A 24,857-nucleotide genomic window follows, 5' to 3' on the forward strand; every position below is an offset into this window, starting at 1 on the left:
ATAATGATTTGACTAATTGGTTGCAGATATTGATTTTATCTCCTGATCGTACATGCGTAAAACCTTGCTTATATGGTAGTTCTCATTGAGGTAATTTCTAGACTTTTTTCCTAATTTCTCCCTATATCTTATGTCTTCGTAAATCCGTTTTATGTCTTCGATAAATGAATCAATATTCCCAGATACTATACCTATATCTTCGAAATTATTATCCAGTCTAAAATGAGATGACACTACAGGCGTTTCATAACGCCAAGCCTCCAAAAACGTGTTCGGAAATCCTTCATAATCTGATGTGCATACGAGAAGGCTTGCTTTTCTAAAATACTCATGTATCTCCTCTGGTGGAACACTTTCAACAAATGTTAGATTGTCTATTTTTAGGGCCTTTTTAGATAGCGATGCATAATACTCATCGCTACTCTTGTTTCTACATATCATTACAAAGTCTATATTTGGTAACTGGCGAGCTATTTCAAGCAATCTATCTGGCCTTTTTTGCTCATAGTCACTTGTACCTACCCACAAAACAAAGTCTCGGCTAGAGTGTGGCAAGATATCTTTCTTTTTTGGGAGTGTATATCCATTTGGAATAACTATAGACTCAGACTTATAATTATTTTCCATCATGTTTTTCTGCCGTATTGTTTGAGCAATTCTTAAGTCTGATCTCTTTATTGCTTGGTCGTACAGCTTAAGAAGTGCTGAATTATATTCTATCTTTTTTGAATTACTCAATCTCTCTGGGTCTACATCACGATCATTAGCGATACAGTATACCGTAGACTTACCAATCAATTCGCAAAGAATTTGCGTGATCGTAAATAAAGGTGGTGCCCCTCGAATATAATAAATATCTGCGTCGACTCTCTTAATACCCAAAAATAGCGATAATATATTAGTAGGTATGTCCTTCATACTTTTTACAGGACCTGGGCATCCTTTGACTATATCTACTCCTTCCCTTGTTATTGTGCGTGGCTGTCCATAATCGCCTACAAGAGCGGTAACCTGGTATCCCTTTTTTAGTAGTCCTTTACCAAGGAGATACTGTTGACGCTGTGCGCCACCTGCTGGTTCATCCGAGTTTGAATAGTAATTATATAGTTTTTCTGATACAAAACAAACGTGTGGTTTCTTCTTCATGACTGTTTATATTACGGTGTTTGGTTCTCTATTTCATCATCATTTGGCTGAGATTTCCACATCTGTGTTTCACCATTACCATATAATTTAGCTACGGTAGGATCTTCACCCAAGCGTGCTATATCATTCTCGTTGTAGTGCGATAGCTCGTCCTGCTGATGAGCTCCAAATGGTTCTGATCGATCAAGAATATACTGTTGAGTGATTATATAACTTTCCCCTAGCGCTGCACCGGTATCTTCTCCACTATTAACTCCTAGATTCGGTGGAATTTGGTTCTGCGGATTCTCTGTGTTAATTGCTGGTGGCCATACGTCTTGATGCGTTCCAAGAATATATCTATATGTTTTGCTTGAAATGTCGTGTGATCGAATTGGGACTGAAGAGTCATGATATTCGATTGTATATTCTATACCATCATGCTCCATGTGACTCATGTGATAATTTATGGGGTGTAATGAAAATACACCGATTATTGCAACAAGAACCATCCCTACAAAGATGACAGACACTACTACTGATTGATATTTTTCTGTCGAATCATGATAATTAACCAAAACGAACCCAATAGTGATTATCGACATAATTGTAGTATAACGTACAATACGAATCGGATTCGATCCAGAAAGATATACAACGAAGAATGTCACTGATAATATAATCCCAATAGCTATTTGGAAAACTAAAAACTTAAAATCATCTTTATTCGTGTAAATCTCATAACTTTTATCGAATAGAGATAAAATCAATAATAAAAATGCAAGGGCTATTGGAATTAATGGCGCCCCATACTGTTCGATTATCCGTTGGAAAAGAAATACAAACGGATTTTCAGCACCAGCGATCGCGCTGGATGCAGTATCTGTAGTCTGACCAGTTGGTGATGTCGATTCAATAATACGTCCAATTAATGCAGTGCCTACTGATTCAAAGGATGAATACCAAGCAACCCAGAGTAAGCCTGCAATTATAACGAATGTTGCCAACATATTCACTGAATATTCACTTACTAGTGATTGGTGGCTGATAATAATTACTGATACTAGAAAAACTATGGCCAAAGCACCTGTTACTGGATGACCAATTATGATCCATGCGAGAATGAGGATAGTGAGTAATATATTACGTGACGTATCTATCCTATCTGTGGAGATTATAAGATAAAATAAAACCGGTAGTCCGATAGTCGACAAGAAGGCAGGGTGTACATGGGTATGAAAGTATGTGAATGGGAGAGGAAGAGCTACAAAGAAACAGAGATTCATATGTTGTGTAGAACTTATTGAGCGTATAGCCAATGATACAAATAATATAAATACTATAGTTGTTACAAAAGATATGATGAGTGCCGATGTTTCTATTCCGACCCAAAAGCTGGTTATACCTACTAATATGTGTGTGATTGGATACCAAGTGTCTACATGCCCTGTGGCTAGAATTGCTTTTACCTCTCCCATATGGACCAATATATCTGCACTACCACGACCGTGAAGACGGTATCTGCGAACGTATGGTAGCATATAAATTATGCCATATAAGAATATGATATTTATGAAAAAGGCCAAACCTGACCCATATCCGTCTGATCGGAATAACCCAGTAAACGATAGGATGAGGGACGTGGTAAAGAATATCCATAACCATAGTGGGTACGCGCTGTAAATAGAGTTCTCGAATCCAGATGCAGCTGGCACAAGGTTAATACCAACCGTAACAATGAACGTGCAAATAACAGAAATAGTTAGTATCTTTTTATGGAGGTGATTTGTATTATTAGTAGGCGGTTTTATATTTGTACTCAGGACGTTATATATATTTTTCATGGTTATTTTGGAGTCTATGTACGAGCCTATTATATTTTGGACTTTTTTGAGGAATTGGAACAGGTACTTGATGGTTGTCATCCCTACATTTATATGTAACGATTCACATTATATTGATGATGACAACAACAAAAGTCTGCTTCATCTCGCCGTCTTCATATGGCTATTTTACTAATAATAAGAAAATCGCTGGCGGTGGGGCCGAACGACAGTTGTATTTATTAGGAAATAATTTGACTGATGATTTCAATGTGTCCTTTGTCGTCGGTGACTACGGTCAGGCATCTGTCGAAAGTCACGAGAATATCTCTCTTTATCGTGCTCATCGTCCTGATCCAGAAAAAAATCCTGTTTCAAAAATATTTTTGTTAGCAAAAGCAATGTCGAAAACTGATGCTGACCTCTATATTACTCGTGGTAATCCGCAATTAGCTGCTATTACTTTCTTGATCTCAAGAATGGTACGCTCTGAATGGTGCTTTCATGTAGCAAACGACGTTGATCTCACTTCCCGAGTCAACTCACTACCTCTTCCAGTCAGATACCTATTCTCTTATGGTATTAAAAATGCTAAATTTATAGTGGTGCAGACAAAACGGCAACATCGATTACTAACTGAGAATTTCAACCGGACAGGATATCTTATTCCAAATGGATATAATATACCTTCGGATTATGACGGAATGGGCACTCGCAACTTTTACCTCTGGGTTGGAAGATTAGATGCAGAGCAAAAGCGACCTCATTTATACCTTGAGATTGCAAAAGAATTGCCAGAAAAGAAATTTGTACTTATTGGATCGGATGACAATGATCAGAAATACAGTAAATTGATCAAAGCAAAAGCTTCAAAGATACCAAACCTTACGTATATTAACGGAGTTGCTCCAGATGAAATACAGAGTTATTATGAAGGGGCTATTGCACTTGTAAATACTTCATCATATGAAGGATTTCCGAATACATTCCTTGAGGCGTGGCGAGTAAAGACACCTGTTATAAGCCTTGATGTAGACCCCAGTCGTTTTATATCTATAGACAAAAATTTTAATTCTTATGCGAAAGGGGAACTTACAACTCTTATTCGATCTCTGAGAGCTATCGACAAGGGTAACCAAAGAGAGATTATTGGCGTTCAATCATACAATCAATTTGTAAATAATTACTCAATCAACGAAATTTCTGACCTATATGCTTCCGCAATTAGAAATCACTGTTGCTAGTAGCTACAAACTTGATCTCCTCTTTTGTAAATCCGTTCACTGTGTAAAGAACTAAAAAATAGATGATGAACCCGGTGAGTGGATATATTAGGATTGACGCGATATTCCCTGAGATGGGAATAATATATATTGTTATTGTCATAATTCCTGTCGAAAAAACTGCTTTGATAGTCGGGGCTATTGGAAAGTCAAATTTCACGCTGTCGTATGCTATATAGATTATGTATGCAGTTTTGGTGAATTGCATAGTAATTGTTGCAGTGATAGCTCCTAGAAGACCAAAAAAAGGCAAAAGAAGTATGTTAAGTAAAATATTACCAATAGCAACCACAACAGTAATTCCTGCTATTTTATTAGTCTGCTCATTAGCTGATAGAATATATGCAAGCGGATTTTCTACACCCCAAATTAGATATCCAACTGCTAAAAGTGGAAGTAAGTCTGCACCCCTATCAGCGATCTCAGGTGTAGACAGAAGCGTTAGAACTGGCGTCGCAAGAATAGTTAATCCGGCAAATGCTGGAATAGCTAGTAATACGTAGCCACGTAAGATGGCACTGTAGAGTCTGCAAAGCTCTTCATATTCTCCGCTTTCCCATGCGGCTGTAACTGATGGATACAAGGTAGAATTTAAAATACCTGTCATCGTTCTAAATAATGTTGAGACTTGATCAATAATGGCGTAAATAGCAACTGCTGTAGGCGATATAAACAATAATATGAGATATCGGTCAATCTGGGAAAATACTCTACTTGATAATTCTTTTGGAATCATTGGTATGGCATACCTTAGAAGATCTTCAAAATTGCTTGTTGCAGGGAGTTGAACCCATTCGGGGTAGTAGTATAATAGCAGACCAATAGATATTCCTCCATATAAAAACACTAGAATCCATATTCCCACAAGTATACTCCTAGAAATCAGGAAACCAACTGGTAAAGCTATTAGATATGTAGACATTTCTATTATTTGAATAACTTCATATGTTTTCACTTGTCCTTTCGAACGTGGATAATTCTTGATGAAATTAGAACTAATAGTAACTATTATGAGTAAAGACACCGATATTATTACGTGCCACCTATTTCGAGCAACCTTTTCAAACGGAAGAACATCTATGAAAAATGACGAAATGACAAAGACTGTAAGAAATAAGCCGCTTATTGCTGCGAGTAGAAAGCCTGTATCCACAAATGTCTGTCCCGTTGTTTTTTCTACTGGCGTGTAACGGATCATAGCACCATGCATATGTCCTCCTCCTGCAGCTGCGAAAATTGCTACAACTGCTAGTATTGACATCCACAATCCATATTCAGATTCTCCAACATATCTAGTAATTATGGGTATTAGTAAGAAAGAACTCAGCATTGTGAGTGCATATCGTACCAGCGCGATCTTAGAGTCTGAGATAATTTTTATAAATTCCATATCAGCCGGTTTCTATGATAACATACTTAGACCCTGCTAACTTGTGCTTCATCAATGGCTCTATTCAGTACCTTCAAACGAGGGGTTATGAATCCTCGTCTAGTTGCCTGGAAAATTAATGAATTGTCATCAAGGTATCTGCTTCACTATCTTCGACCACCAACTGCAGTTTTCGAAGAAGATTGGGATAATTTAATTATTCTTGACGCATGTCATAAGGACTTGTTAACGGAAAATACACTTGATTTTGGAGACTACAAAAAGGTATGGTCTGGTGGTTCGGATTCAGAATCTTTCTTGTCATATAACGTTGGAGATAGGCAACTTGATGATGTTGTTTATATTACTGCGAACCCCTGGGTCAGTGAATACGAAGATCAAATTTTTCGGGTTCTACATGCTTGGGAAACAGATTGGGACGAAGACTCAAAAACAGTACTGCCAAGTTCGATGGCAAAGATTGCTGAAAAAGCTGAATCTGAATATCCAAACAAGCGAATTGTCGTTCATTTCATGCAACCGCACTACCCATTTTTGGGTCCAACTGCTGATAAGCTTCCAAATCATCGAACGTTCACTGGTGGTGGGAAAGTGACAACCGATTCTGCGGATTCTATTTGGGATCTACTACAAGAAGGCGAAGCTGATCCAACAATGGTATGGCAAGCCTACAAAGAAACACTCGATATCGTCTTACCTGTGGCACTCGACACAGCTCAAAAACTAAATGGAAAATCTGTCCTAACTTCTGACCACGGTAACGCATTTGGCGAACGCTCCTTCCCGATCCCAATTCGGACCTACGGACATCAAAAAGGTAACCATATCCCTGCGATGTCACAGGTTCCTTGGATCGAATTTGAAGCCGATAATCGACGGGTTATAAAATCGGACTATATTGCTTCGTCGGATTCCTCTGATGACGATCTAGTTCAAGACCGTTTAAAACACTTAGGGTATAAGTAGCAATCTTATCATGAATATATGTTGGACTTTGCTGCCGCATGATATTATATGCCTATAGCATGGGTTGCGGAATCGGCATCGAATTCACTCATAACCGGTGGTAATGCCTTTAACGCTCTGACCAGCAAGTGGGTACTTTTGCGCTCCAGTAGGAAGTTGGCACGAGAGAGGAACGAACCCGTACCAGTCAACTGCTCGAACTATAACCGAAATAGAACCGCTGCCGATACAACGCCGAATTGTTGGAATTGCTGGCTCTATGCAGTACACTGCAAAATCCAGTTGCTACCTTTGTCTGTTATTTCGTATAGTCCTGTTTCTTTATGATGATATCTCACCAGGTCATAAGTTCGTAGCCACTTGAGACTCTCTCCAATATAATTTTCGTGTTTGTCAATCTGGCCCGCTCATGATCCTCTCGTTTCTCGCCCTTCTGAGAGTAGGGTTAGGATTTCTTTATCGGTATCATTGAGATCGGAAGGTGACTCCATTTAGCAAGTATTTGGCTGCATTCGATTTCATACTTGTGTACACTACTTACTCACTAACCCACTTTTAATAGAACCGTTCTACAGAAACACTTGTACCACAAAGTTTCATAGAGAATATCCCCTACTATGGGCTCCAAAGTGCGGTATCGCCAGGAAGTAGAACTGGCCCGGTGGTGCTACACCGGACCGCGCTTCCCCGATCAGGAGAAGCAATGAAATCTAGCCACTCATCCTCAGAAAACAGTATCGCCTTCCAATACCCAATTACCGGACCCCACATGGAACCACCGACGATCCCCAACGCTACCACCTACTGGCGCTGCAGTTCCTGCGCTCGAGAATCCACGCGCGAACGGGACCTCTACCGAACCACGTTCCACGCCCTGAGCTGCGAGGTCCACGAATGTTGATCACCGCCCCTGCCGAACAGCTCCTCAAGGGCTACCAACTTCGAGAGGAGAGCTGTGGTTACTGTAAGACCACCCTCCACGAGGGCGACCGTGTCAGCGCCTACGCGGTCCAGTACGCGGGCGACGACGACTGGTCGGTCCCACGGCTGTACTGTCGGGACTGTCGACCGACCATCTCCAATACACTCGGCGCGACCGAGCTGCTCGCCGACGGACGCCTCGGCTTCAGGGTGTCTGCAGAGCCCCCTCGATTTTAGAGTGAACCTACTCCACCGTCACACTCTTCGCGAGGTTCCGGGGTTTGTCGATCGACCGACCGAGTTCGGTCGCGACCCAGTACGACACCAATTGTAGCTGGACGTTCGCCAACACCGATCCCACGAGTTCGCCAGTCGGAGGGATCCACAACACGTCTTCTCCGTACTCCGCGGCGTCGCTCTCCCCGTCGGTTACGACGACGACCGGTGCGCCCCGCGAGGCGACCTCGCGAACGTTCCCGATCGTCTTACGCGCGCTCTCATCGTCTCCGGTAACGACCGCGAACACCGGCGTTTCGTCGGTGACGAGCGCGAGCGGGCCGTGTTTCAGCTCGCCCGCGGCGAACCCCTCCGCGTGCTCGTAGCTGATCTCCTTCATCTTCAACGCGCCTTCGAGCGCGACCGGGTGGTTGTACCCTCGCCCGATGAAGAAATACGCGTCCGACTCGTCGTACCGGCGGGCGACCTGCTCTGCGTTCGACGTGTCGAGCACCGACTCGAGCTGATCGGGTAACGCCAACAGATCCGATAGTACCTCGTCGCCCTCACCGGTCAGCGCGCAGGCGAGCATCGCGAGCGCGACCTGCTGACTAGCGAACGTCTTCGTTGCGGCCACGCTGATCTCCGGACCGGCCCGGACGTACAGCACGTGATCGCACTCGCGGGCGGCACTCGAAGCGACGACGTTCGTCACCGCGAGCGTCGTCGCGCCCGCTCGATCCGCCTCGCGCAACGCCCGGAGGGTGTCGGCTGTCTCCCCGCTCTGGGTGACGCCGACGACGAGCGTCTCCGAGTCGATCGGTATCGATTCCGTGGTGTACTCGCTCGCGAGGAACGCCTGTGCGTGGACGCCACGCGTGCGAAACAGTCGAGCGCCGATCAGCGCCGCGTGATACGACGTCCCGCAGGCGACGAACTGGACCGGTCCGTTCGCGTCGAGATCCTCCAGTCCCTCGAGGTCGACCGATCGATCACGCCCGTCGATCCGACCCCCGAGACACTCGCGGAGCGCCCGCGGCTGCTCCATGATCTCCTTGAGCATGTAGTGGTCGTACTCGCCTTTCTCGGCGTCCTCGGGGTCCCAGGATACCGTGTGGACCTGCGGCGACAGCACTCTTCCGTCGTCGCTCGTCACCTCCACACCAGCTGGTGAAAGCCGGACGAACTGGCCGTCCTCGAGGTAGATCACCCGGGCGGTGAACTCGACGAACGCGGTGACGTCGCTCGCGATGAACCCGCCCGTGTCGCGGCATCCGACGACCAGCGGCGAGCCCCATCTCGTTGCGAGAACCGTGTCCGCTCCCTCGAAGAGCACCGCGATCGCGTAGTTCCCCTCCAGCCGGGAGACTGCCTTCTGGAACGCAATCTCGGGGTCCACACCCCCACAGAGGGCGTCCTCGATCAGGTGCGGAACGACCTCGGTGTCGGTCTCGCTCTCGAACGTGTGACCCGCCTCGGTCAGTTCCGACCGGAGCGCCCGGTAGTTCTCGATGATCCCGTTGTGGACGACGGCGATCTCGCCGGTGCAGTCGGTATGCGGGTGAGCGTTCGCGTCCGACGATTTCCCGTGTGTACTCCAGCGGGTGTGACCGATCCCAGCCCACGCCTCGCCCGATCGCGACATCGAGTCGAGGGCCTCCTCGAGCGCGTCGAGTTCGCCCTCGCGTTTCACCACCGTGAGTTCGTCGTCGACGAGCGCGACGCCCGCCGAATCGTACCCCCGATAGTCGAGGCCAGAGAGACCGCTTCGCAGGACCTCGAGGACCGCTGGCCCGTCTGCACCATCGATGTAGCCGACGATTCCACACATCAGAGAGTAGGTGCAGTCCGGGCGAAGAGTCGAACCGAGTTATCGGTGTGAGAACCACCGGTCGGTCCGAAAATAACGGTACCGTCGTGATGAGATCGCCATATGTTTAATCGAGATCGTACTCCAGTCCATGCTCGCATTACCCCGAATGTGAAATACAGATATAAAGTCTTTCTGAGGGTAACTGTAGTGAGCGCTCTCCCGACGCGCGCCGTGAGACCACAGTGACGTATCGGCCCTGCTGTGAGAGAACGTTGAAGTAAACGAGACCACCCGGCTCTCCGGGCGGCCCCGACATCGACCTACCCACGGGCGAACACGAGCAACGATAGTGATAGTGAGGACTTCGGAGAGACAAGGTAGAGAGCCGACATCTCGTTTCTCAGTAACTGATACTGGACAGGGATCGAAGCGAGTTCCGTACCGTCACCGGCGTTGGGTGTTACGGATGTCACAACGGCTCAGGATTATTTGTCAAATGTGTATGCTATAAACAAGTAAGTTAGGAACTATTATTATGCGCGACGATAGGATAGACCTACTGTGAGCTCCAGAGCGTTGTATCGGTCGCTGAGTGTGGGGGGGACCGTGGTGATCACGGTCGCTGCCGTGCTCCTCGCGAACCACGCGGTCGTCCAGGAGCTCGTGACGACGTACATCCCCATCGTCGACCGACTCACACCGGAGTTCGTCGGGGGCACCCGGCTCTGGTGGGCGCTGGCGCTGACCGTCCTCACTGTCCTCGGAGCGCTCTCCCCGATCGTGACGCATCGACAGCGGCGATCGATCGACACTGTGATGCTGAGCCTGAAGGGGGTCACCATCGCGATGATCACCCTCGCGGCGATCGGGTACTTCAAGTGGTCGATCAGGCTCCCACGGGGTACGCTCATCGCCCTCTCGATCGTCCTCGCGATCGCGATACCGATCTGGTTTCTCTTCGTGAGCACCAGGCCGAGGACCGACCGTGTCCTCATCGTCGGCGCCAACCCGCTCGAGATCGATCGGGCGGCGCATGCGGCCGCCCACGACGTGATCGGCTATCTCTCGCCGCGTTCGGCTCTCAGATACGACGTCAGAACGGCGGTCAAACACGGGAACCGGCCGATCACTGACGGTGGAGGGCTGATCGAGCGGGTGCCGACCGAATCGGGATCGTGGTTCGGCGGCCTTGAGGCGAACATCGACCGGCTGGGCGGGATCTCCCGGCTGGAGGATGTCCTGATCGACCGGGACATCGACACGGTGGTCGTCGCGTTCAGCGAGAGCGATCGTGGCGAGTTCTTCGGAGCACTCGAGGTCTGTCACGAGCGTGGCATCCGTGCGATCGTCCACGAAGAGCACGCAGACGAGGTGTTGATCGCGGGCGACTACGGCGAGGGGTTCGTCGAGGTCGACATCGAGCCCTGGAGCTGGTGGGACTCGCTCGGAAAGCGAGCCCTCGACGTCGCGTTCTCGGGGGCGGCACTACTCGCTCTCTCGCCGATGCTGGTCCTGATCGCCGTCGCGATCAAACTCGACTCGTCGGGACCGGTGCTCTACGCCCAGCGACGCACCGCCGGGTTCGGCCGCACGTTCCCCGTCTACAAGTTCCGGACGATGCTGCCCGACAGCGAGACGATCGACCCCCTCGACGACCACGAGAACGACCGGATCACGCGCGTCGGCCGGGTCCTCCGGAAGACGAACCTCGACGAGATCCCCCAGCTCTGGTCGATCCTCATCGGCGAGATGAGCGTCGTCGGCCCGCGTGCGACGTGGGTGAAGGAGGAAGAACAGATCGTCTACGAGGTGTCTGGCTGGCAGAAACGCTGGTTCGTCCCGCCCGGACTCACCGGTCTCGCCCAGGTCAACGAGGTGAACAGCACTGAACCCGAGCGAAAGCTCCGCTACGACATCGAGTACATCCGCCGGCAGTCGCTGTCGTTCGACATCTGGCTCATCCTCCGGCAGTTTCTGAACGTCGGACGGGACGTACTCGGTCTCTTCGTCGGTGAGGAGGAAACGAACGAGTCGAAAGCGAATCTCAGGAACGACTGAGCGTGAGAGACTTTCGCGCATAACTGCTGAGTGGTTTTTCAATTTGATTCGAACGCTACTGGGGCCAAGCGCACAGATCGGGGGCGTCGAAGCGGTAGAGGGCTTGAATTCGGATAATAGCCTATTTTAGTCAAAATTCTTAGAGAAGGTTTAATTCTCGGTGTTGTGTCGTGTGAGCATGCAGATATCCAGTCGTGGACTTGGTCGACGGGCGCTGATGGCAGCGTTGTCGACGGCGGCGATCGGCGCGAGTGCTACTCCTGTGACTGCGAACGCGGAGTACGCAACTCTGCCGTTGAGTGACGAAGAGGCCGAGGAGGCTGGGCTCGTGATTACATCATCGGCATATAACGTAAACGAGACGATATCACGGCTCCGCCAAGCGATTCGTGACGTCGAGGGGGCCGAAGAGATCCACTACGTCGACCATACGGAGTTCGCCGCTGGTGTCGACGAACCACTTCGGGAGGTACGAGTGTTTCTGGTAGGGATGCCTAAGGTCGAATCGGAGCTGGGTGAAACAGCCCCGACCGTCGGTCTCGACGTTCCACCTGTGATCCTCGTCTACGACCACGAGGATAACGGTGTGGAGATGGTCCACAACACCCCGGAGTACGTTGCCGCTCGTCACGGGCTCACTGAGGGAATGGATGCGATACAGACGATGGACGACCGACTAACCGAAATAGTGGAGACTGTCAATGAGTGAGCAGCCGCAAAGGAATCTCTCGAACGACGACGAGACGGAGACTGAAGAACGCTCGAACGGGTTGAGACGGAAATTTCCCGAACTGATCGGGATCGGTGCCGTGGCTGGTCTTGCTGGCTGTGCCGACGAGCAAGACGAGCCACCGGACGACGGCGAAGGCGAAGACGACGTAGAGGAGGGGGACGAGGACGGGCCTGATGATGACCCACTCGATGACGATCCGGTCGAGGATGACGAGGTAGAAACCGACGATGACGATGGCGAGGACGAAGGTACTGACGTGGGCGATGATCCACTTGATGACGATAATGCTGTCGATGATGAAGATGACGACCCCACTGAGGATGAAACGGATGAGCAGGTCGACGAAGACCAAGCGGAAGACGAACCGACCGACGACGAAGACCCAGCAGACGACGATTCAGCTGATGACGAAGCGGACGAGGAGTTTGACGTCGATGATGAGACGGCTGACGACGCCCCCACTGGAGTCGTGACCGTTTCAGTAGACGGTCGAGTCGCCGACATCGTCTCAGAGGTAGAGGACGCTATCTCCGACGAAGAGGTCCTGCATCACGCCGTATCGATCAGCGATCGAGTCCACGGGACGGCGACGGTCGTGTTCCACATCGCCCGCGTAGATACACAGCTGCTACAAAACGGTTGGAGTGCCGGGATTGACATCCCACACCGTATCGTTATCTACGAGGCGGATTCGGACGAGGCGTTCCTCTCCTACACGGACCCCAAATATCTCTTCACCCGTCACAAAATCGACGACGATGAGACGGCCGAACTCCTATCAGAGCGGTTGGACGAGCTCATCGGTCAAATTCGAACCTAAAGGACGAAACACACGATACCGAACGGAAACGTGAGAGAGCCTCCAAGGGGGCAGGTCGGTCTACCGTACGATACGCCCCAGAACGCTCCTCGGAATCGAAGTTAGAGTCCGAAAGAGCCCCGATGTAGGGTCCAGACGTACTCTAGTAATCGATAGGGAAACCGAAAGAGAGAGGGTAGCACTACGGGTCGAAGTCGGGTTCGATCTGTCCGCTCATCTCGCCAGCAGCGTTTTCGATACCGACGTTCGCCGAGTATACCTCGATAGACGCGTTTCCATCGAGCATCAACTCGACGAGCTCTTCGAGCGGCGCGTTACCCAGTGGGCCGACGAGTTCGTCTTCGCCGATAACACGCTTTCCGAGGAACCCGTTGTAGACGTCGGCCACGGACTCCCCGTCATCCGCCACTCCAGGCTTTACGCGGGGTGATCGGTCTGTAGGATAGAGCCAGACCACGATCGGCCCCGTACTACCCCCCCTCGTGAGATGGATCGTCGCCTGGGTCGGCTGGCTGACCCCCTCGACGTGGAGTTCGACGCCCATCTCCGTGAGGTCATCGTCGATCGCGATCAGTGCGTATCCCCGGGCGCCGCCCGGACCGGAAACGTCCGCCTCGAACTTCCCCGGAAAGCCACGGTCGTCGAGTGCCGACATCCTACGTACTCACGTCTCCAGTCGCGGTCCGTCGGACGATACAGTTCGTCGGTCTGAAGACCCTGTGGATTCGGCAGTGGACCATCTTCTGAGTATATGTTGGTCATTTCCTACATTAACCTACCTGTCGAGCTTTTTCTCAGCTCACTCTACATCAGGGCGCAAAAATATCAGGAGGTCAAATTTTATTGTGGATTAATGATTCCCACTTCGTAGAGATTTCTACATCTCTTGATAGATAAATATATCCGTCAACACTCGGAGTACCGTATAGCGTGTTTCGAAGAACGTTCATGGCGTCGACCGTCGGTGGTGCGTTTGCGACCTCTGGGACGGACGACGAGTGGATGCAGAACAGTATACAGACGGTCGAGGGTGGTGACGTTCGGGTGGTCGGCGAGGCGAGCGGCGCCGATTTCTCGACGATCCAGGAAGCCCACGACGATCTGCCGGAGGGAGGAACCGATCGACGCGAGGGAAGCGGTGGGATTATCGTCGACGGGACGTACGATAGCTCTCAGGAGGACTTTCCGGTCAGGATCGAGAAGTACGTCGACATTCGAGGAACGTCGTTAACGCGAAGCCGGGTCCACACGACCGATCCGAGCGTCGACCTCTTTCACATCGTGAACCCAAACGACGTGAACTTCTTCCAGCGGATCAATATGTCGAATCTCTATCTTCGAGGTGGCAGACACGGAATCGTCGTCGACGGCCTGACGCTGTTCAACGGTCGGAACCTCATCATGCGCGACATGGCCGGCGACGGTTTACGGACCGTCAACGAGGAATCCAGCGGGGGTCTACACGCGGGCTACCTGGAGAACGTCTACGCCTGGGCGTGTGGCGGCTACGGGATCGACCTGAATCCCAACACCCTGCCACACGGCTGGGTGTTGAGTCGGTGTTCGGCGACGCGGTGTGAGGTCGGGATCCGGATGGGTGGGTACGCCGGAACGATCCTTGGGGGTGCCTATCAGAACAATCGCGATTACGGAGTGCATCTGGAGAGCGCCGGGGCGATGGGCGTACACAACGCGTACATCGAGTTAAACGGGACGCAACAGACGAACCCCAGAGACGTGTTGTTGGGGATCAACGCGCTGGGTGCGAAACTGCACAACTGCTACATCCACGGCGGGCGACTCGACGACGGTGCAGAGACGCACGCCGCGATCGAGAGCGGAAACAACAACTACTGCGAAGTCGATCACTGTACCTTCCGTGGATACGACCGCGTGAGTGATACTGGACTGTTCGACCTCTCGAACAACTCCGATAACTTCGAGGTGAACTTGGGGACCCACCAGTACATCGGCGACCGACCACCCTTTTTCCAGACCGAACCGAGCACGTATCTCAACAACGGGGTACTGTTTTCGGACGAGATCGACGAGGTCTCGGGACGGTATGCAGGGCAACAGGGGTTCTCCGAAGGGCAGTATTACTCGTGGGACGGTGACGAGTGGGTGGAGTTTGGGGAGGTGGTTGGAGACGATGACGACGAACTCGACAGAGCAACCAAGGAGTTGATCGACACCTATATCGACGATAATCGAAGTACGCCTATCGACTACGAGGCGGATATCGGATCCATATACGATACGTACGCGATCGAAGCGAATTTTTCGCCACAAACAGGGACCGTTCCCGTATATATGCGTGTAGGTAACATCGAAGACGATGTTTACGAATACCGATCTTTCGAAGGGACAGAGATCACTACAACATCCGGTGAATCCGAGTGGACGCTCGCGGTCCTCACTGCTGGCGGTCGAGGAGGGGCAGTACGTCTCGCGGGACAGGTAGCGATCCGTCACGACCCGACTGCCCCACACAATAGAAACACGATCAGTAGCTCGTTCAATCTCTCTACCGTATCCGATGATGAAGTAATGGTGAATGGAAACATAGCTCAAGCCGTAAATCTCGCGAGGGCCCTCAGGATTTGGACTGAGCAAAATATGACCGCGCGGATAAATCTATACGGCATTGATCTTGAGTGATTTCCGTTTTACACTTTACGAGCGCTATTCTTCGATATAGGTATAATCCTCTGTGAGTGATGAGGTGATACAGTGATTACAGTACGTCTCATCGCGTCACAAAAGACCTTCGTTCAAAAAAGTCGTTTCGGGTACATTAAAATACATCCATGAAAATACTTCGAGTCGCACAAAAGGTATATCCTGAAGTTACTGGTGGCGGCCCGTACCACGTCCACGCAATGAGTCGCGATCAGGCTGCGATGGGTCACAACGTAACAGTGCTAACTGTTTCAGACGAGGTAGAAGAGGTAAGTCACCAAAACAAAGCCGGCTACACGCTGGTAAAGCACCCTGCCACTGTTAGCCCTCTTGGGAACGACATCTCATTACCGTTAGCGCGAACCCTGTGGAACGAGTACGGTTATGACGTGATTCACGCGCACTCACATATGTACTTCTCGACGAATTTAGCCGCTCTCCGTCGACGTCTCGGGTCACCTCCACTCGCGATCACGAACCACGGTCTCTACTCACAAAACGCTCCTCGAGCGATCTTCGGTCTCTACCTCCGCACCGCAGGTATATGGACGTTCAACTCGGGAGACCTCGTGTTCTGTTACACCGAAGAGGGGATGCGACGCGCCCGGAAATTTGGCGTGAAGAGCGATATCGAGATCGTCGCGAACGGGATCGATCAACAGCGCTTTACATCGAACGGTGAGCGAAGCGCGGAGATCGATCCTGACCGGCCCTCCGTTCTCTGTGTGGTTCGATTGGTCGAAGGGAAACGACCAAAAGACGCGATAGAGGCGATCGAAGGGGTTATTGACGACCATCCCAGTGTAGTTCTCTACCTCTGCGGTGAGGGACCGCTCCGAGAAAACCTCGAAGGGTACATCCGTAGAGAGGGAATCGAAGATCACGTCGTGTTCCTCGGGAACGTCGATTACGACGAAATGCCGAAACTATATCGTTCGTGTGACGTGGTTATCCTGCCGAGCGAAGCAGAGGCAGGGTCACCTCGGGTGCTGCTCGAGGCGATGGCGTCCGAGAAGCCGTACGTCACGAGCGAACTCTACCAGGTCACCTCGTTGATCAAAGACCTCGGCAAGACAGCACCAGTCGGCGATATCGATTCGCTCGCCGAAGGTCTCGACGAGCTACTCTCGGATGAGGAGCTTCGAAACGATCTGGGAATCAAGGGACGGGAAATGGTCGAAGAACAGTTCACCTGGGAGTCGACGGTCGATGGTGCGACAGAGGCGTTAGAGCGGCTGGTTCGACGTGAGAAGCGATGAGCGATGACGGTCAGATTCGTGTCGTGTTCTTTCACATCTCACACGACTCATTCGGTGGCGGGTCCCAGATGCTTCTCCGCTTGTTGAAGAACCTCGATACCGAGCGATTCGATCCGATCGTTCTCGCACAGTACGAAGACGAGTTTTGCAAGCGCGCTCAACGACACAAAATTCCCGTACGTATCGTGCCATTTCGCGGAATACTCGACTCGTACAACAAATCACTTCTCGATCAGCCCACGTACAAACTCCCACTCTTGGGCCTTCGAATCGGCCAGTTCGTTCTCTCCGCTCGATCGCTTCTGTCCTCGGCGGACGTGATCTGGTGTCAGAACATCAGGGCACTCTTGACGATACTTCCCTACGTGCTTTTCTCACGAACACCGACGATATGGAACATCGGACTCGGCGAGCGATCGACCGGGCTGATGAGGCGATTGAACTCAATCGCGCTGTTCGCCTCGGATTACGTTTTTATCGAATCCGAGGCGCAAGCGATGGACGTATTCAGCGACCGTCAGCTCTCCCGCTACAAAGAGAAGTTCGTAATATTCTACAAGGGGATCGATACCGAGGAATTCAAGCCGTCCTCAGACGATGCTAACGGTAGCGAAGTGTTTCGTGTCGGCACCGCAGCACTACTGGTTCCGCGGAAAGGGCTCGATCAGTTTATCGATTGTGCCGAGCAGATCATAGAGCGACGCAGCGACGTACATTTCTATATTGCAGGGGATACACCTCGCGACGGGGACAGTACCTACGAACGGAGGTTACGACGCCGGGTAAAGGGCGCAGGCATCGAAGACAGAGTACACTTCCTCGGGTGGGTCGAAGAAATGCCGGCGTATCTGAACTCGCTCGATCTGTTCGTACTCCCCTCACACAACGAGGGGATTCCGGGCTCGGTTCGAGAAGCACTGTCGACCGGGTTACCCGTTGTAGCTACGGACGTCGGAGGGACATCGGAAGTGGTGATTAATGGAAAGACTGGGATACTAGTTCAACCGGGGGAGACATCTGAGCTAGTCGAAGCAGTAACGCATATACTTGAGAACAGAGAAGTACGAAAAGAAATGGGTGCCCGAGGACGCGATCATGTCACTAAAAGTTTTTCTCTTAAAGGCTACGTCGACCGGTATGAGATGTTTCTCCAGAGAATAGAGAGGTCAAAGGGATGAATCGACCGAACGATCTCCTGATCAAGATAAACACCACTCGCGTAACGAACGCGTACGATCCAGAAGTGATGCTAAATCTCAATAGGAAAGCTTCAGGGGGCACGCGATTCACGAACGCGTTCACCACAGGTCAGTGAACTCTCTCGTCTCATGCGTCGATGTTCACGGGACAGTTAGGGATTAGCGTCGGGTCCAAAGGTTGTGCCAGCCAAAACTGGCAGATGCTGTTGTCTAGAGGGACAGCCACACTCCGATTGGCGACGCTAATCCCTAAGTATACAAGCGACCACGATACACGCGCAGGGACGAAGCAGTTTGACCCAGAAACACCGACATTGGTCGAACTATTTCTAGAGGATGATTACCAAACAGTCGCGATCTCGAACAATACCTGGTGAGTCCAGAATTTGAGAAGGCATTACTTTTCAACACCTAGCGGTCCCATCTCTTGTTGATTTAATATGTCACTATTGCTATTTCGGTACGCTATTAATAGAAGAATGGTCAAAGCAGGCGTCAAAATAATCAGATCACTCATGAGTGCCTGTAAGGCATTATTCGTCAAACCTGAGTTTCCAATTCCACTAAGAAAGAGGGCAAAAAACAAGATAGACAGTGGGCTAACTGGATTCCTATCGATTAGTCTGTAGAGTAATCTAAGTAGAGCACCATAAATGAGACTTATTAGTAAAATTCCAGGATATCCAAAATTGATATAATAGTCGCCCATTGTTCCTGGATGCCTTCCTCCGGCTGCATCCGGTAGTAACTCTCGACGGAGAACTCCGCCAGGAGTAAGGACGGGCTTGTCCGGCCAAATAGCTCGAGGAATGAAATTGAGGGGAACACGGGCATAGAACGCTCCGAATTGATATCCGATCTGCTCTGGGACTATCTCCGTCAGTGCGAGGAAATTATCGAACTGATCGTTGTGAACGCCTGCTGATGCGATAGACAAGGAATCAACACCGAGAAGGGCTTCGGAAAAATTCTGACCTAATCGAAGGGACCGCAGCAGAACAACACCAATAGCAATACCGATACTGATCAAGGGAAGACCGAGAAGTACGACCGCTGGAGGTATCGATCCGGAAAGTCGAGCGAGAATACCTCGATGAAGATCAATGAGTTCTTCAACAAAGACGAGATATAATACTATGAATACTAAAATCAGAACGCCGAGTGCTCTACCCCGTCCCCCGAGGAGTAAAAATAAACCGACAATAGGTACGACTCCCAAGATCTCAATTGGATTCGGAGCCCGTCTTTCAGCAAGCGCACCACAGATCCACAGCAGGTACCCGATATAGAGCGAACGGGCACCCATCACGAAGATGTTCGACCCACTGAACACCTCGCTTCTGGGTGTGTTGGTCTGGAACATGTAGAATGGGTTTGGTTCCGGAAAGACGAACAGGAGGACACCTATCAACGAACCGAATCCGATAATAAAGTAGAAGATCGAAATTTTCCGATATACACTACCAGAAATCGCCAGGAGATCGGGGAGATGACTATGAATCGAAAGGGAGTCAGTGATGGACGGGACCCGGGGACCGAGAAGATAATATCCTACAAGAGTCGCTGCGAGCATAGCGACGAGTACGGCCGAAACGATCGTCATACCTGTCTCGAACGAGTGACTAATGATCTCATGTCTGAACTCTCGATTGGAAAAGTACGAACGTTCAAGCAGGGCTGCACCGATCATCAGACCGAAGGCACAATGGAATATAATCGGCTCGAAAATATTGAGCTCGCCGCGATAGCCGGCAATAAGGATCGGCACAAGACAAAGTGCGAACCAACTACCGATCAGCAGTGGTAACAGTGAATTGGTCGTAATAAACGCCCATACACCCGCAAGGATTATGACAACGAAAGCAAGTGCGGAGAAACCTAACGCAGTGAGACGCTCAAAGCTCCCTAGCCTCATTCGTAGCGTTTAACGTCCCACATGAAAATAAAACTACGGATTTAGAATTAATTAGTTGGCCATTTGAAGTGACTGTACAGAACATACCTATTTTTGGAGTTAGTGGGGGCGCATTTAATTTAAATTAATTAAATAATAGTACAAAATAATTTGGATTTGCCGGTATCTTGATGGTTGGGGACTCAGAGCTGCATAGCCTTGTTCTCATGGGCGTGATTCGTGACTTCTTAGTCCTTACGTTCACTATCGTCGGCAATTTTTAGGTTACTCAATCACGACCCGAAGGCTAATCTCGGAACGGTTATTATTGGGTAGAAAATCACACAGCATAATGTCCGCAGTTTTTACCTTTGTTGGAGCGATCGTGGTCGCCATCGTCGCGACGCTGGTTGAGGTCATGCTCTCCAGGCGTTTCGAGAGTCATAGATCGCTCATCATCGCCGATAGCGAGTTTGGCGAGGATAATAAATGACACTTGCCTCGAAGATCTCGACGGACATTCTCACAACGGCGATCTTCAAGGCCTCGATGAAGGTCCGCGGGCTCGTTTTCATCCCCCTGCTGACTATCTCTCTTGGGGTTTCTGATTACGGCGCCTTCGTTCAGGTCAACGCGATCGCGACGCTCGTCGCGCTGGTCTGTTTGCTCGGTTACGACACGGGCTACGTTCGATACATCCACGAGACGGACGAAGAGGGGCGGCTGTTCGGCTCATTGTTAGCGAGCACGCTGACCGTTGCGACCGCCGGCGGGGCGCTTGTCGTCGTTATGTCGGAATTACTCGCTCGCTACACGCTCCAGACGACGGCGTACACCACCCTTTTCGCGATTGGCGGTGCTTACGTCATCGTTCATTCGCTATTCCAACTCTCACGATCGCACTATCAGGCTACCCAACGCGTCAAGACCTTCTCGCTCATTGAGGCGATGGATGTTTACCTCTCGGTTGGCGCGGTGGCCGTCACGGTTCTCGTCTTAGGTGGGGGTGTTGAACTCGCATTTGGCACGTTCGTCGGCATCCATCTCTTAATGACGCTGTCGATGGTCGGGGACATTACTCACCGAGGTGGGATCGGAGTGCCGACATCGGCCCACGTGGTCGACTGCACACGCTTCTCACTCGGTGCGATGGGTAACACAGTCTCAGGCTCCTTGCTCTATAAGACCGATCGTGTGCTGATCGGCTTTTTTCTCGGCGCGTCTGCAGTCGGCATCTACTCCGTAGCCTATTCCGTTGGCCAATTGATTAAGCTCTTCTACCAACCGATCAGTATCTCGTTCTTCCCGGAGTTTTCACAGCTCTGGACTCGCGGGGACCAGGACCGGATCCGGGAGTACCTCCTGCGCGGGATACGCTACGCATTGCTGATCGGTATCCCGTCGATCGCCGGATTCGCACTGGTGGGGGAAGAGGTGATGGCGCTGCTCTCAACCGACGAGATCGCTGAGGCCGGCTCCCTTCCGCTGATCCTCATCGCCTCGGCGTTGCTCATTCGTGGGATCGGATTGTTTTACAGTAAAATGTTCTACGCGAAGGGAACATCTCGGATCCCGGCCTTGATCCAGTTTGGTGCAGCGGTCGTGAACGTACCACTGAATGTGGTGTTGATCCCGATTGTCGGGATCATCGGCGCGGCGCTCGCCACGCTCATTTCGTTTTCGGGCGTCGCGCTGCTGACTGCGTCGCTCTGGCAGTATGAGTTCCGCGTCGTCCCCCAGTGGTCTGAGATCGGACTGATGGTCTTCGCCGCCGCTGTAATGCTTGTCGTCTTCATTCTACTGCCATTGCCCTGGCCAGTCGTGGTCTTGACCGCTCCACCAGTATATTTCGGAGTTTTCGTCGCGCTCGGTGGGTTGACGGGGGAGGAGCAGCGGTTGATCAAGCAAGTCGTTCGGTAACCACGCATCAACATTCGAAGTTATAGGGCAGATCGTCATCGGTCCACTCCGAACCCTCCTTCCAATCCTTCTCCGTCTATTGTGATATCCTATTATTTTTAAGGGTCATTCGTCGTTTAACAGTCGCAAACGACCTTATTTCCTTTCATTTATATAATCAAGATGGAATAGTGGCTGTAATCGCACTTATGGTAGTATACGTTGCAGCGCAATGCATACTTAATAAGCCCCGATCTCAAGGGTATCGTTAGTTCCGTACGCCTGCTACAGTCGCCGCGTGTTGCGTTGATCGGTGCGTAGGTCTCAGAAAGCGTCGTGATATTCGAAGAATCTTCGCGTTCGTTTATCAGCTAAGAAAGGGCGATGTACCTGCATCATTTCGATTGTGGGCCGTGAGTTTCCTTCGATCACCTTGATGTTCCCATGAGATAGCACGATATCCCAGGCATTCATGGGAACGTACCAGAAGGTTTCTGCCATTTCGCAACAGGCGGTACAAATCCTGTCCCACTGCGGTATTTTTATTCCCTCAATTTCCGCGCCCGTATTGGGGTGTTCTCGATACCACTCAACGACGGTTGATTCAGGGAATCGGACAGCCTGTAAAAGCGTGCCACTGTCCAAATCAACCCCGACGGAAAGTCCGCCACTATCCCAGTTGTCGACTGGTGCCGACCCGTCGTTTCCAAATCGATGGATCGCATCGGCGACGTATGGTTCGTCTAGGTCATAATCCCAGAGTGTGATCAATCGGATCGTGTTCACCGAGTCGGGATAGATCGACGCTGCATAATCAGCCTGCTCAACGAACTCAACAGCGATATAGACGCTATCTCCAATCTTAGACATAAGATCCCCAATGGTTTCAGGACCACCGGTGATTGATACGTCGCTTCCGTTCCATACGAGGACATAGACGCCGACCCCTCCGTTCCCATTCTCTGGTTTAATAACTATCTTTCCATGTACTTTCAATTTCCGCCGGAGCCAGTCCTCGGCGTCCTCATTTTTGAGGACTAAATCCTTGGTATAGGCCTTTCCCTTAGTGACCAAACCATAGAGTTCGGGAAGATACTCTGGATGGGAGCTCTCCATTAACAGATGAAACGGATATTTTCGAGTTGGAAACGCTTGTTCATGCCCATTTGCCCGTTTCCGATGGCGCATATTAACGTCGTTTAGGTAATCCTCAAAACTGTACTTATCGAAGTTATAAAGAATGCCTGAGGATGTAGCAAATCCATTCCGATAGAAGGAGAGACGCTTTTTTAACGGGATGTCGTCTCTAAACTTTACTTCCTTTTCTTTCATTGCCAAGTCTGTCCATCCTAGTGCCTTTCGCTGGGCAGTTTTCGCCCCATTCCATGAGAGGGATACGATGTCCGCACCGGAAATCATGCCGACTGTCGAATGCCAAACCGTATTTATGTTCCGGAAAGTCATTCCGGTTTGACGGGGTGGGACCGTTGATATATAATTTAGTTATCAAAATTTCTAATGGCTTTTCACACAGTCTGGCCGGCAGTTTGTGTAGTAAATTTTCAATTGTGCTAAGTATGATTATGTGCTCAATACAAAAATGAAGCGCTTTCTTAATTGTGGCAGAATGAATTTCGTCATCTAGTTATCACTAAGGCGCTTGAGATGTTTGCCAATGAGAAGGATAAATACTGTTGTTGAAGATCTAATAAATTTTGGGTGTTGGGTGGACAAGGGATCAGTCATCGGAAATCTTCAAAAATATATGATCTTTAAAATATTGGTAAAAAGTAATTAATTTTATAAGTAAACATAATTTGGCTTGTGTTTTTAATTGGCTAAATTACGCCGTGACACTCGTAGAAATGTCGTACTCTATCGTTTCTGAGGAGTGGTTCGTGTACTTGGATAGAACGGGTGTTAGTATGGTTATTCGCTTCAATAATCCTGAATTCACCCGGCCCAGTAACTATGAGATCCCAGCCGAGATACGGGATGTGCGAGAGTTCTGCAGCGATATCGATTAGTCGATCCGTGATACGATTCCATCCAGGAATGACAGTCCCTGTTATCTGTGCGCCTGTATCGGGGTGAGCGTCGTACCAGGTTCGTTCACCACTGTATGGGAACTGAACGGCCTGAGAGAGCTCTCCCGTCCTGGCATCAATACCTGCCGAGAGACCACCCTGAGAAAAGTTATCAAGCGCTCCGGAAAGTGATGTCCCCATCCGGTGCATCTGACCAGCGAAGAAGGGTTCGTCCGCTTTCTCATCGTACATCGTTAGCACGCGGATTGAATTAGGAGTTTCAGGGTAGAGGTCTCTAGCGTAGTCTGCCTGTGAAACGTATTCTGTGATAATATACTCCTCAAGGGTCTGAACGTGCTCAATGAATTCACGTTTTGAATGTAAATCACCGTTGATTAGGTAGCCAGCACCTACTTTTTGAAGGATATAAACGCGTGATCCACCACCCCCTTTGACGTACTTTGCGACGAGCCTTTTGTTTGAGTGAAGCCGGTTCAGTATCCACTCGGTAGCATCACTTGTGCCCGTCCCAATCGCGTCAACATGATGGAATCGTCCAGAACGGAGATAGCCGTAGAGGTCGGGTAGGTGTTCGTTGAACTGGGACAGTGCGTTATGAAAAAGTAATTTGTTTCCAACAACAATACTCCACTGACCGTTGATCCGAGGAGTCTTGACGTATCGCTGGTAATCCGTGAGATATTCCGAATCATCGACATCCTGCAACTGGTAGAGGGCGTCGCTCTGGC

The 24,857-nt window shown here is 50.1% G+C and carries 19 protein-coding genes; 11 read left to right on the forward strand and 8 right to left on the reverse strand.

What is annotated here, in order from left to right; genetic code table 11:
* Nucleotides 1-12: 12 nt before the first annotated feature.
* Both V2L32_RS19230 and V2L32_RS19235 read right to left on the reverse strand, forming a co-directional pair.
* The gene (locus V2L32_RS19230) at nucleotides 13-1,146 is read right to left on the reverse strand and encodes a glycosyltransferase family 4 protein (protein WP_331234202.1); all 1,134 of its coding nucleotides are present in this window, start codon (nucleotides 1,144-1,146) and stop codon (nucleotides 13-15) included.
* Between the two features lie 11 nt (nucleotides 1,147-1,157).
* Nucleotides 1,158-2,603, reverse strand: coding sequence for a hypothetical protein (locus V2L32_RS19235; protein WP_331234203.1), 1,446 nt, complete (start codon nucleotides 2,601-2,603; stop codon nucleotides 1,158-1,160).
* 485 nt (nucleotides 2,604-3,088) lie between these two features.
* Here V2L32_RS19235 and V2L32_RS19240 point away from each other — a divergent pair, with 485 nt between their 5' ends.
* Nucleotides 3,089-4,192 carry a glycosyltransferase family 4 protein gene (locus tag V2L32_RS19240; protein WP_331234204.1) on the forward strand — a complete coding sequence of 368 codons (1,104 nt, stop codon included), beginning with the start codon at nucleotides 3,089-3,091 and terminating at the stop codon, nucleotides 4,190-4,192.
* Here the strand turns inward: V2L32_RS19240 and V2L32_RS19245 are convergent.
* Complete coding sequence (locus V2L32_RS19245; protein ID WP_331234205.1) at nucleotides 4,173-5,561, reverse strand: lipopolysaccharide biosynthesis protein; 1,389 nt, start codon at nucleotides 5,559-5,561, stop codon at nucleotides 4,173-4,175. The genes V2L32_RS19240 and V2L32_RS19245 overlap by 20 nt on opposite strands.
* 114 nt (nucleotides 5,562-5,675) lie before the next feature.
* On the opposite strand from V2L32_RS19245, the gene V2L32_RS19250 reads away from it, so the two are divergent.
* Entirely contained in the window at nucleotides 5,676-6,587 is a 912-nt protein-coding gene (locus tag V2L32_RS19250) for a hypothetical protein (RefSeq protein ID WP_331234206.1), read from the forward strand.
* An 894-nt stretch (nucleotides 6,588-7,481) separates the two neighbouring features.
* On the forward strand, nucleotides 7,482-7,745 hold the full coding sequence (locus V2L32_RS19255) for a hypothetical protein (RefSeq protein WP_331234207.1): 264 nt from the start codon (nucleotides 7,482-7,484) through the stop codon (nucleotides 7,743-7,745).
* A gap of 7 nt (nucleotides 7,746-7,752) precedes the next feature.
* On the opposite strand, the gene glmS is transcribed toward V2L32_RS19255, so the two are convergent.
* Complete coding sequence (glmS, locus tag V2L32_RS19260; RefSeq protein WP_331234208.1) at nucleotides 7,753-9,555, reverse strand: glutamine--fructose-6-phosphate transaminase (isomerizing); 1,803 nt, start codon at nucleotides 9,553-9,555, stop codon at nucleotides 7,753-7,755.
* 588 nt (nucleotides 9,556-10,143) lie between these two features.
* Between glmS and V2L32_RS19265 the strand changes: the two genes are divergently transcribed.
* From V2L32_RS19265 to V2L32_RS19275, 3 genes are all read left to right on the forward strand, one after another.
* On the forward strand, nucleotides 10,144-11,595 hold the full coding sequence (locus V2L32_RS19265; protein WP_331234209.1) for a sugar transferase: 1,452 nt from the start codon (nucleotides 10,144-10,146) through the stop codon (nucleotides 11,593-11,595).
* Nucleotides 11,596-11,773: 178 nt separating this feature from the next.
* Nucleotides 11,774-12,304 (forward strand): DUF302 domain-containing protein, encoded by a 531-nt coding sequence (locus V2L32_RS19270; protein WP_331234210.1) that lies wholly within the window; start codon nucleotides 11,774-11,776, stop codon nucleotides 12,302-12,304.
* Nucleotides 12,297-13,148 (forward strand): hypothetical protein, encoded by an 852-nt coding sequence (locus V2L32_RS19275; protein WP_331234211.1) that lies wholly within the window; start codon nucleotides 12,297-12,299, stop codon nucleotides 13,146-13,148. The genes V2L32_RS19270 and V2L32_RS19275 overlap by 8 nt, the downstream gene beginning before the upstream one ends.
* Before the next feature lie 181 nt (nucleotides 13,149-13,329).
* Here V2L32_RS19275 and V2L32_RS19280 read toward each other — a convergent pair whose 3' ends face one another.
* On the reverse strand, nucleotides 13,330-13,803 hold the full coding sequence (locus tag V2L32_RS19280) for a CHRD domain-containing protein (RefSeq protein ID WP_331234212.1): 474 nt from the start codon (nucleotides 13,801-13,803) through the stop codon (nucleotides 13,330-13,332).
* Between the two features lie 293 nt (nucleotides 13,804-14,096).
* Here V2L32_RS19280 and V2L32_RS19285 point away from each other — a divergent pair, with 293 nt between their 5' ends.
* The 3 genes from V2L32_RS19285 to V2L32_RS19295 all read left to right on the forward strand — a co-directional run bounded on the left by V2L32_RS19285 (nucleotide 14,097) and on the right by V2L32_RS19295 (nucleotide 18,267).
* Complete coding sequence (locus tag V2L32_RS19285; protein ID WP_331234213.1) at nucleotides 14,097-15,809, forward strand: hypothetical protein; 1,713 nt, start codon at nucleotides 14,097-14,099, stop codon at nucleotides 15,807-15,809.
* Nucleotides 15,810-15,958: 149 nt separating this feature from the next.
* On the forward strand, nucleotides 15,959-17,089 hold the full coding sequence (locus V2L32_RS19290; RefSeq protein WP_331234214.1) for a glycosyltransferase family 4 protein: 1,131 nt from the start codon (nucleotides 15,959-15,961) through the stop codon (nucleotides 17,087-17,089).
* Entirely contained in the window at nucleotides 17,086-18,267 is a 1,182-nt protein-coding gene (locus V2L32_RS19295) for a glycosyltransferase family 4 protein (protein WP_331234215.1), read from the forward strand. Before V2L32_RS19290 ends, V2L32_RS19295 begins: the two co-directional genes overlap by 4 nt.
* Before the next feature lie 418 nt (nucleotides 18,268-18,685).
* Here V2L32_RS19295 and V2L32_RS19300 read toward each other — a convergent pair whose 3' ends face one another.
* The gene (locus tag V2L32_RS19300) at nucleotides 18,686-20,203 is read right to left on the reverse strand and encodes an O-antigen polymerase (RefSeq protein ID WP_331234216.1); all 1,518 of its coding nucleotides are present in this window, start codon (nucleotides 20,201-20,203) and stop codon (nucleotides 18,686-18,688) included.
* Between the two features lie 331 nt (nucleotides 20,204-20,534).
* Here V2L32_RS19300 and V2L32_RS19305 point away from each other — a divergent pair, with 331 nt between their 5' ends.
* Both V2L32_RS19305 and V2L32_RS19310 read left to right on the forward strand, forming a co-directional pair.
* The gene (locus V2L32_RS19305; protein WP_331234218.1) at nucleotides 20,535-20,675 is read left to right on the forward strand and encodes a hypothetical protein; all 141 of its coding nucleotides are present in this window, start codon (nucleotides 20,535-20,537) and stop codon (nucleotides 20,673-20,675) included.
* Nucleotides 20,672-22,102 carry an oligosaccharide flippase family protein gene (locus tag V2L32_RS19310; RefSeq protein WP_331234219.1) on the forward strand — a complete coding sequence of 477 codons (1,431 nt, stop codon included), beginning with the start codon at nucleotides 20,672-20,674 and terminating at the stop codon, nucleotides 22,100-22,102. The genes V2L32_RS19305 and V2L32_RS19310 overlap by 4 nt, the downstream gene beginning before the upstream one ends.
* Before the next feature lie 303 nt (nucleotides 22,103-22,405).
* On the opposite strand, the gene V2L32_RS19315 is transcribed toward V2L32_RS19310, so the two are convergent.
* Nucleotides 22,406-23,500 (reverse strand): sugar-transfer associated ATP-grasp domain-containing protein, encoded by a 1,095-nt coding sequence (locus V2L32_RS19315; RefSeq protein ID WP_331234220.1) that lies wholly within the window; start codon nucleotides 23,498-23,500, stop codon nucleotides 22,406-22,408.
* Nucleotides 23,501-23,919: 419 nt separating this feature from the next.
* Nucleotides 23,920-24,834, reverse strand: a complete 915-nt coding sequence (locus V2L32_RS19320) for a sugar-transfer associated ATP-grasp domain-containing protein (protein ID WP_331234221.1) — start codon at nucleotides 24,832-24,834, stop codon at nucleotides 23,920-23,922.
* Between the last annotated feature and the right edge of the window lie 23 nt (nucleotides 24,835-24,857).

Source organism: Halalkalicoccus sp. CGA53, assembly GCF_036429475.1.
GTDB lineage: Archaea > Halobacteriota > Halobacteria > Halobacteriales > Halalkalicoccaceae > Natronorarus > Natronorarus salvus.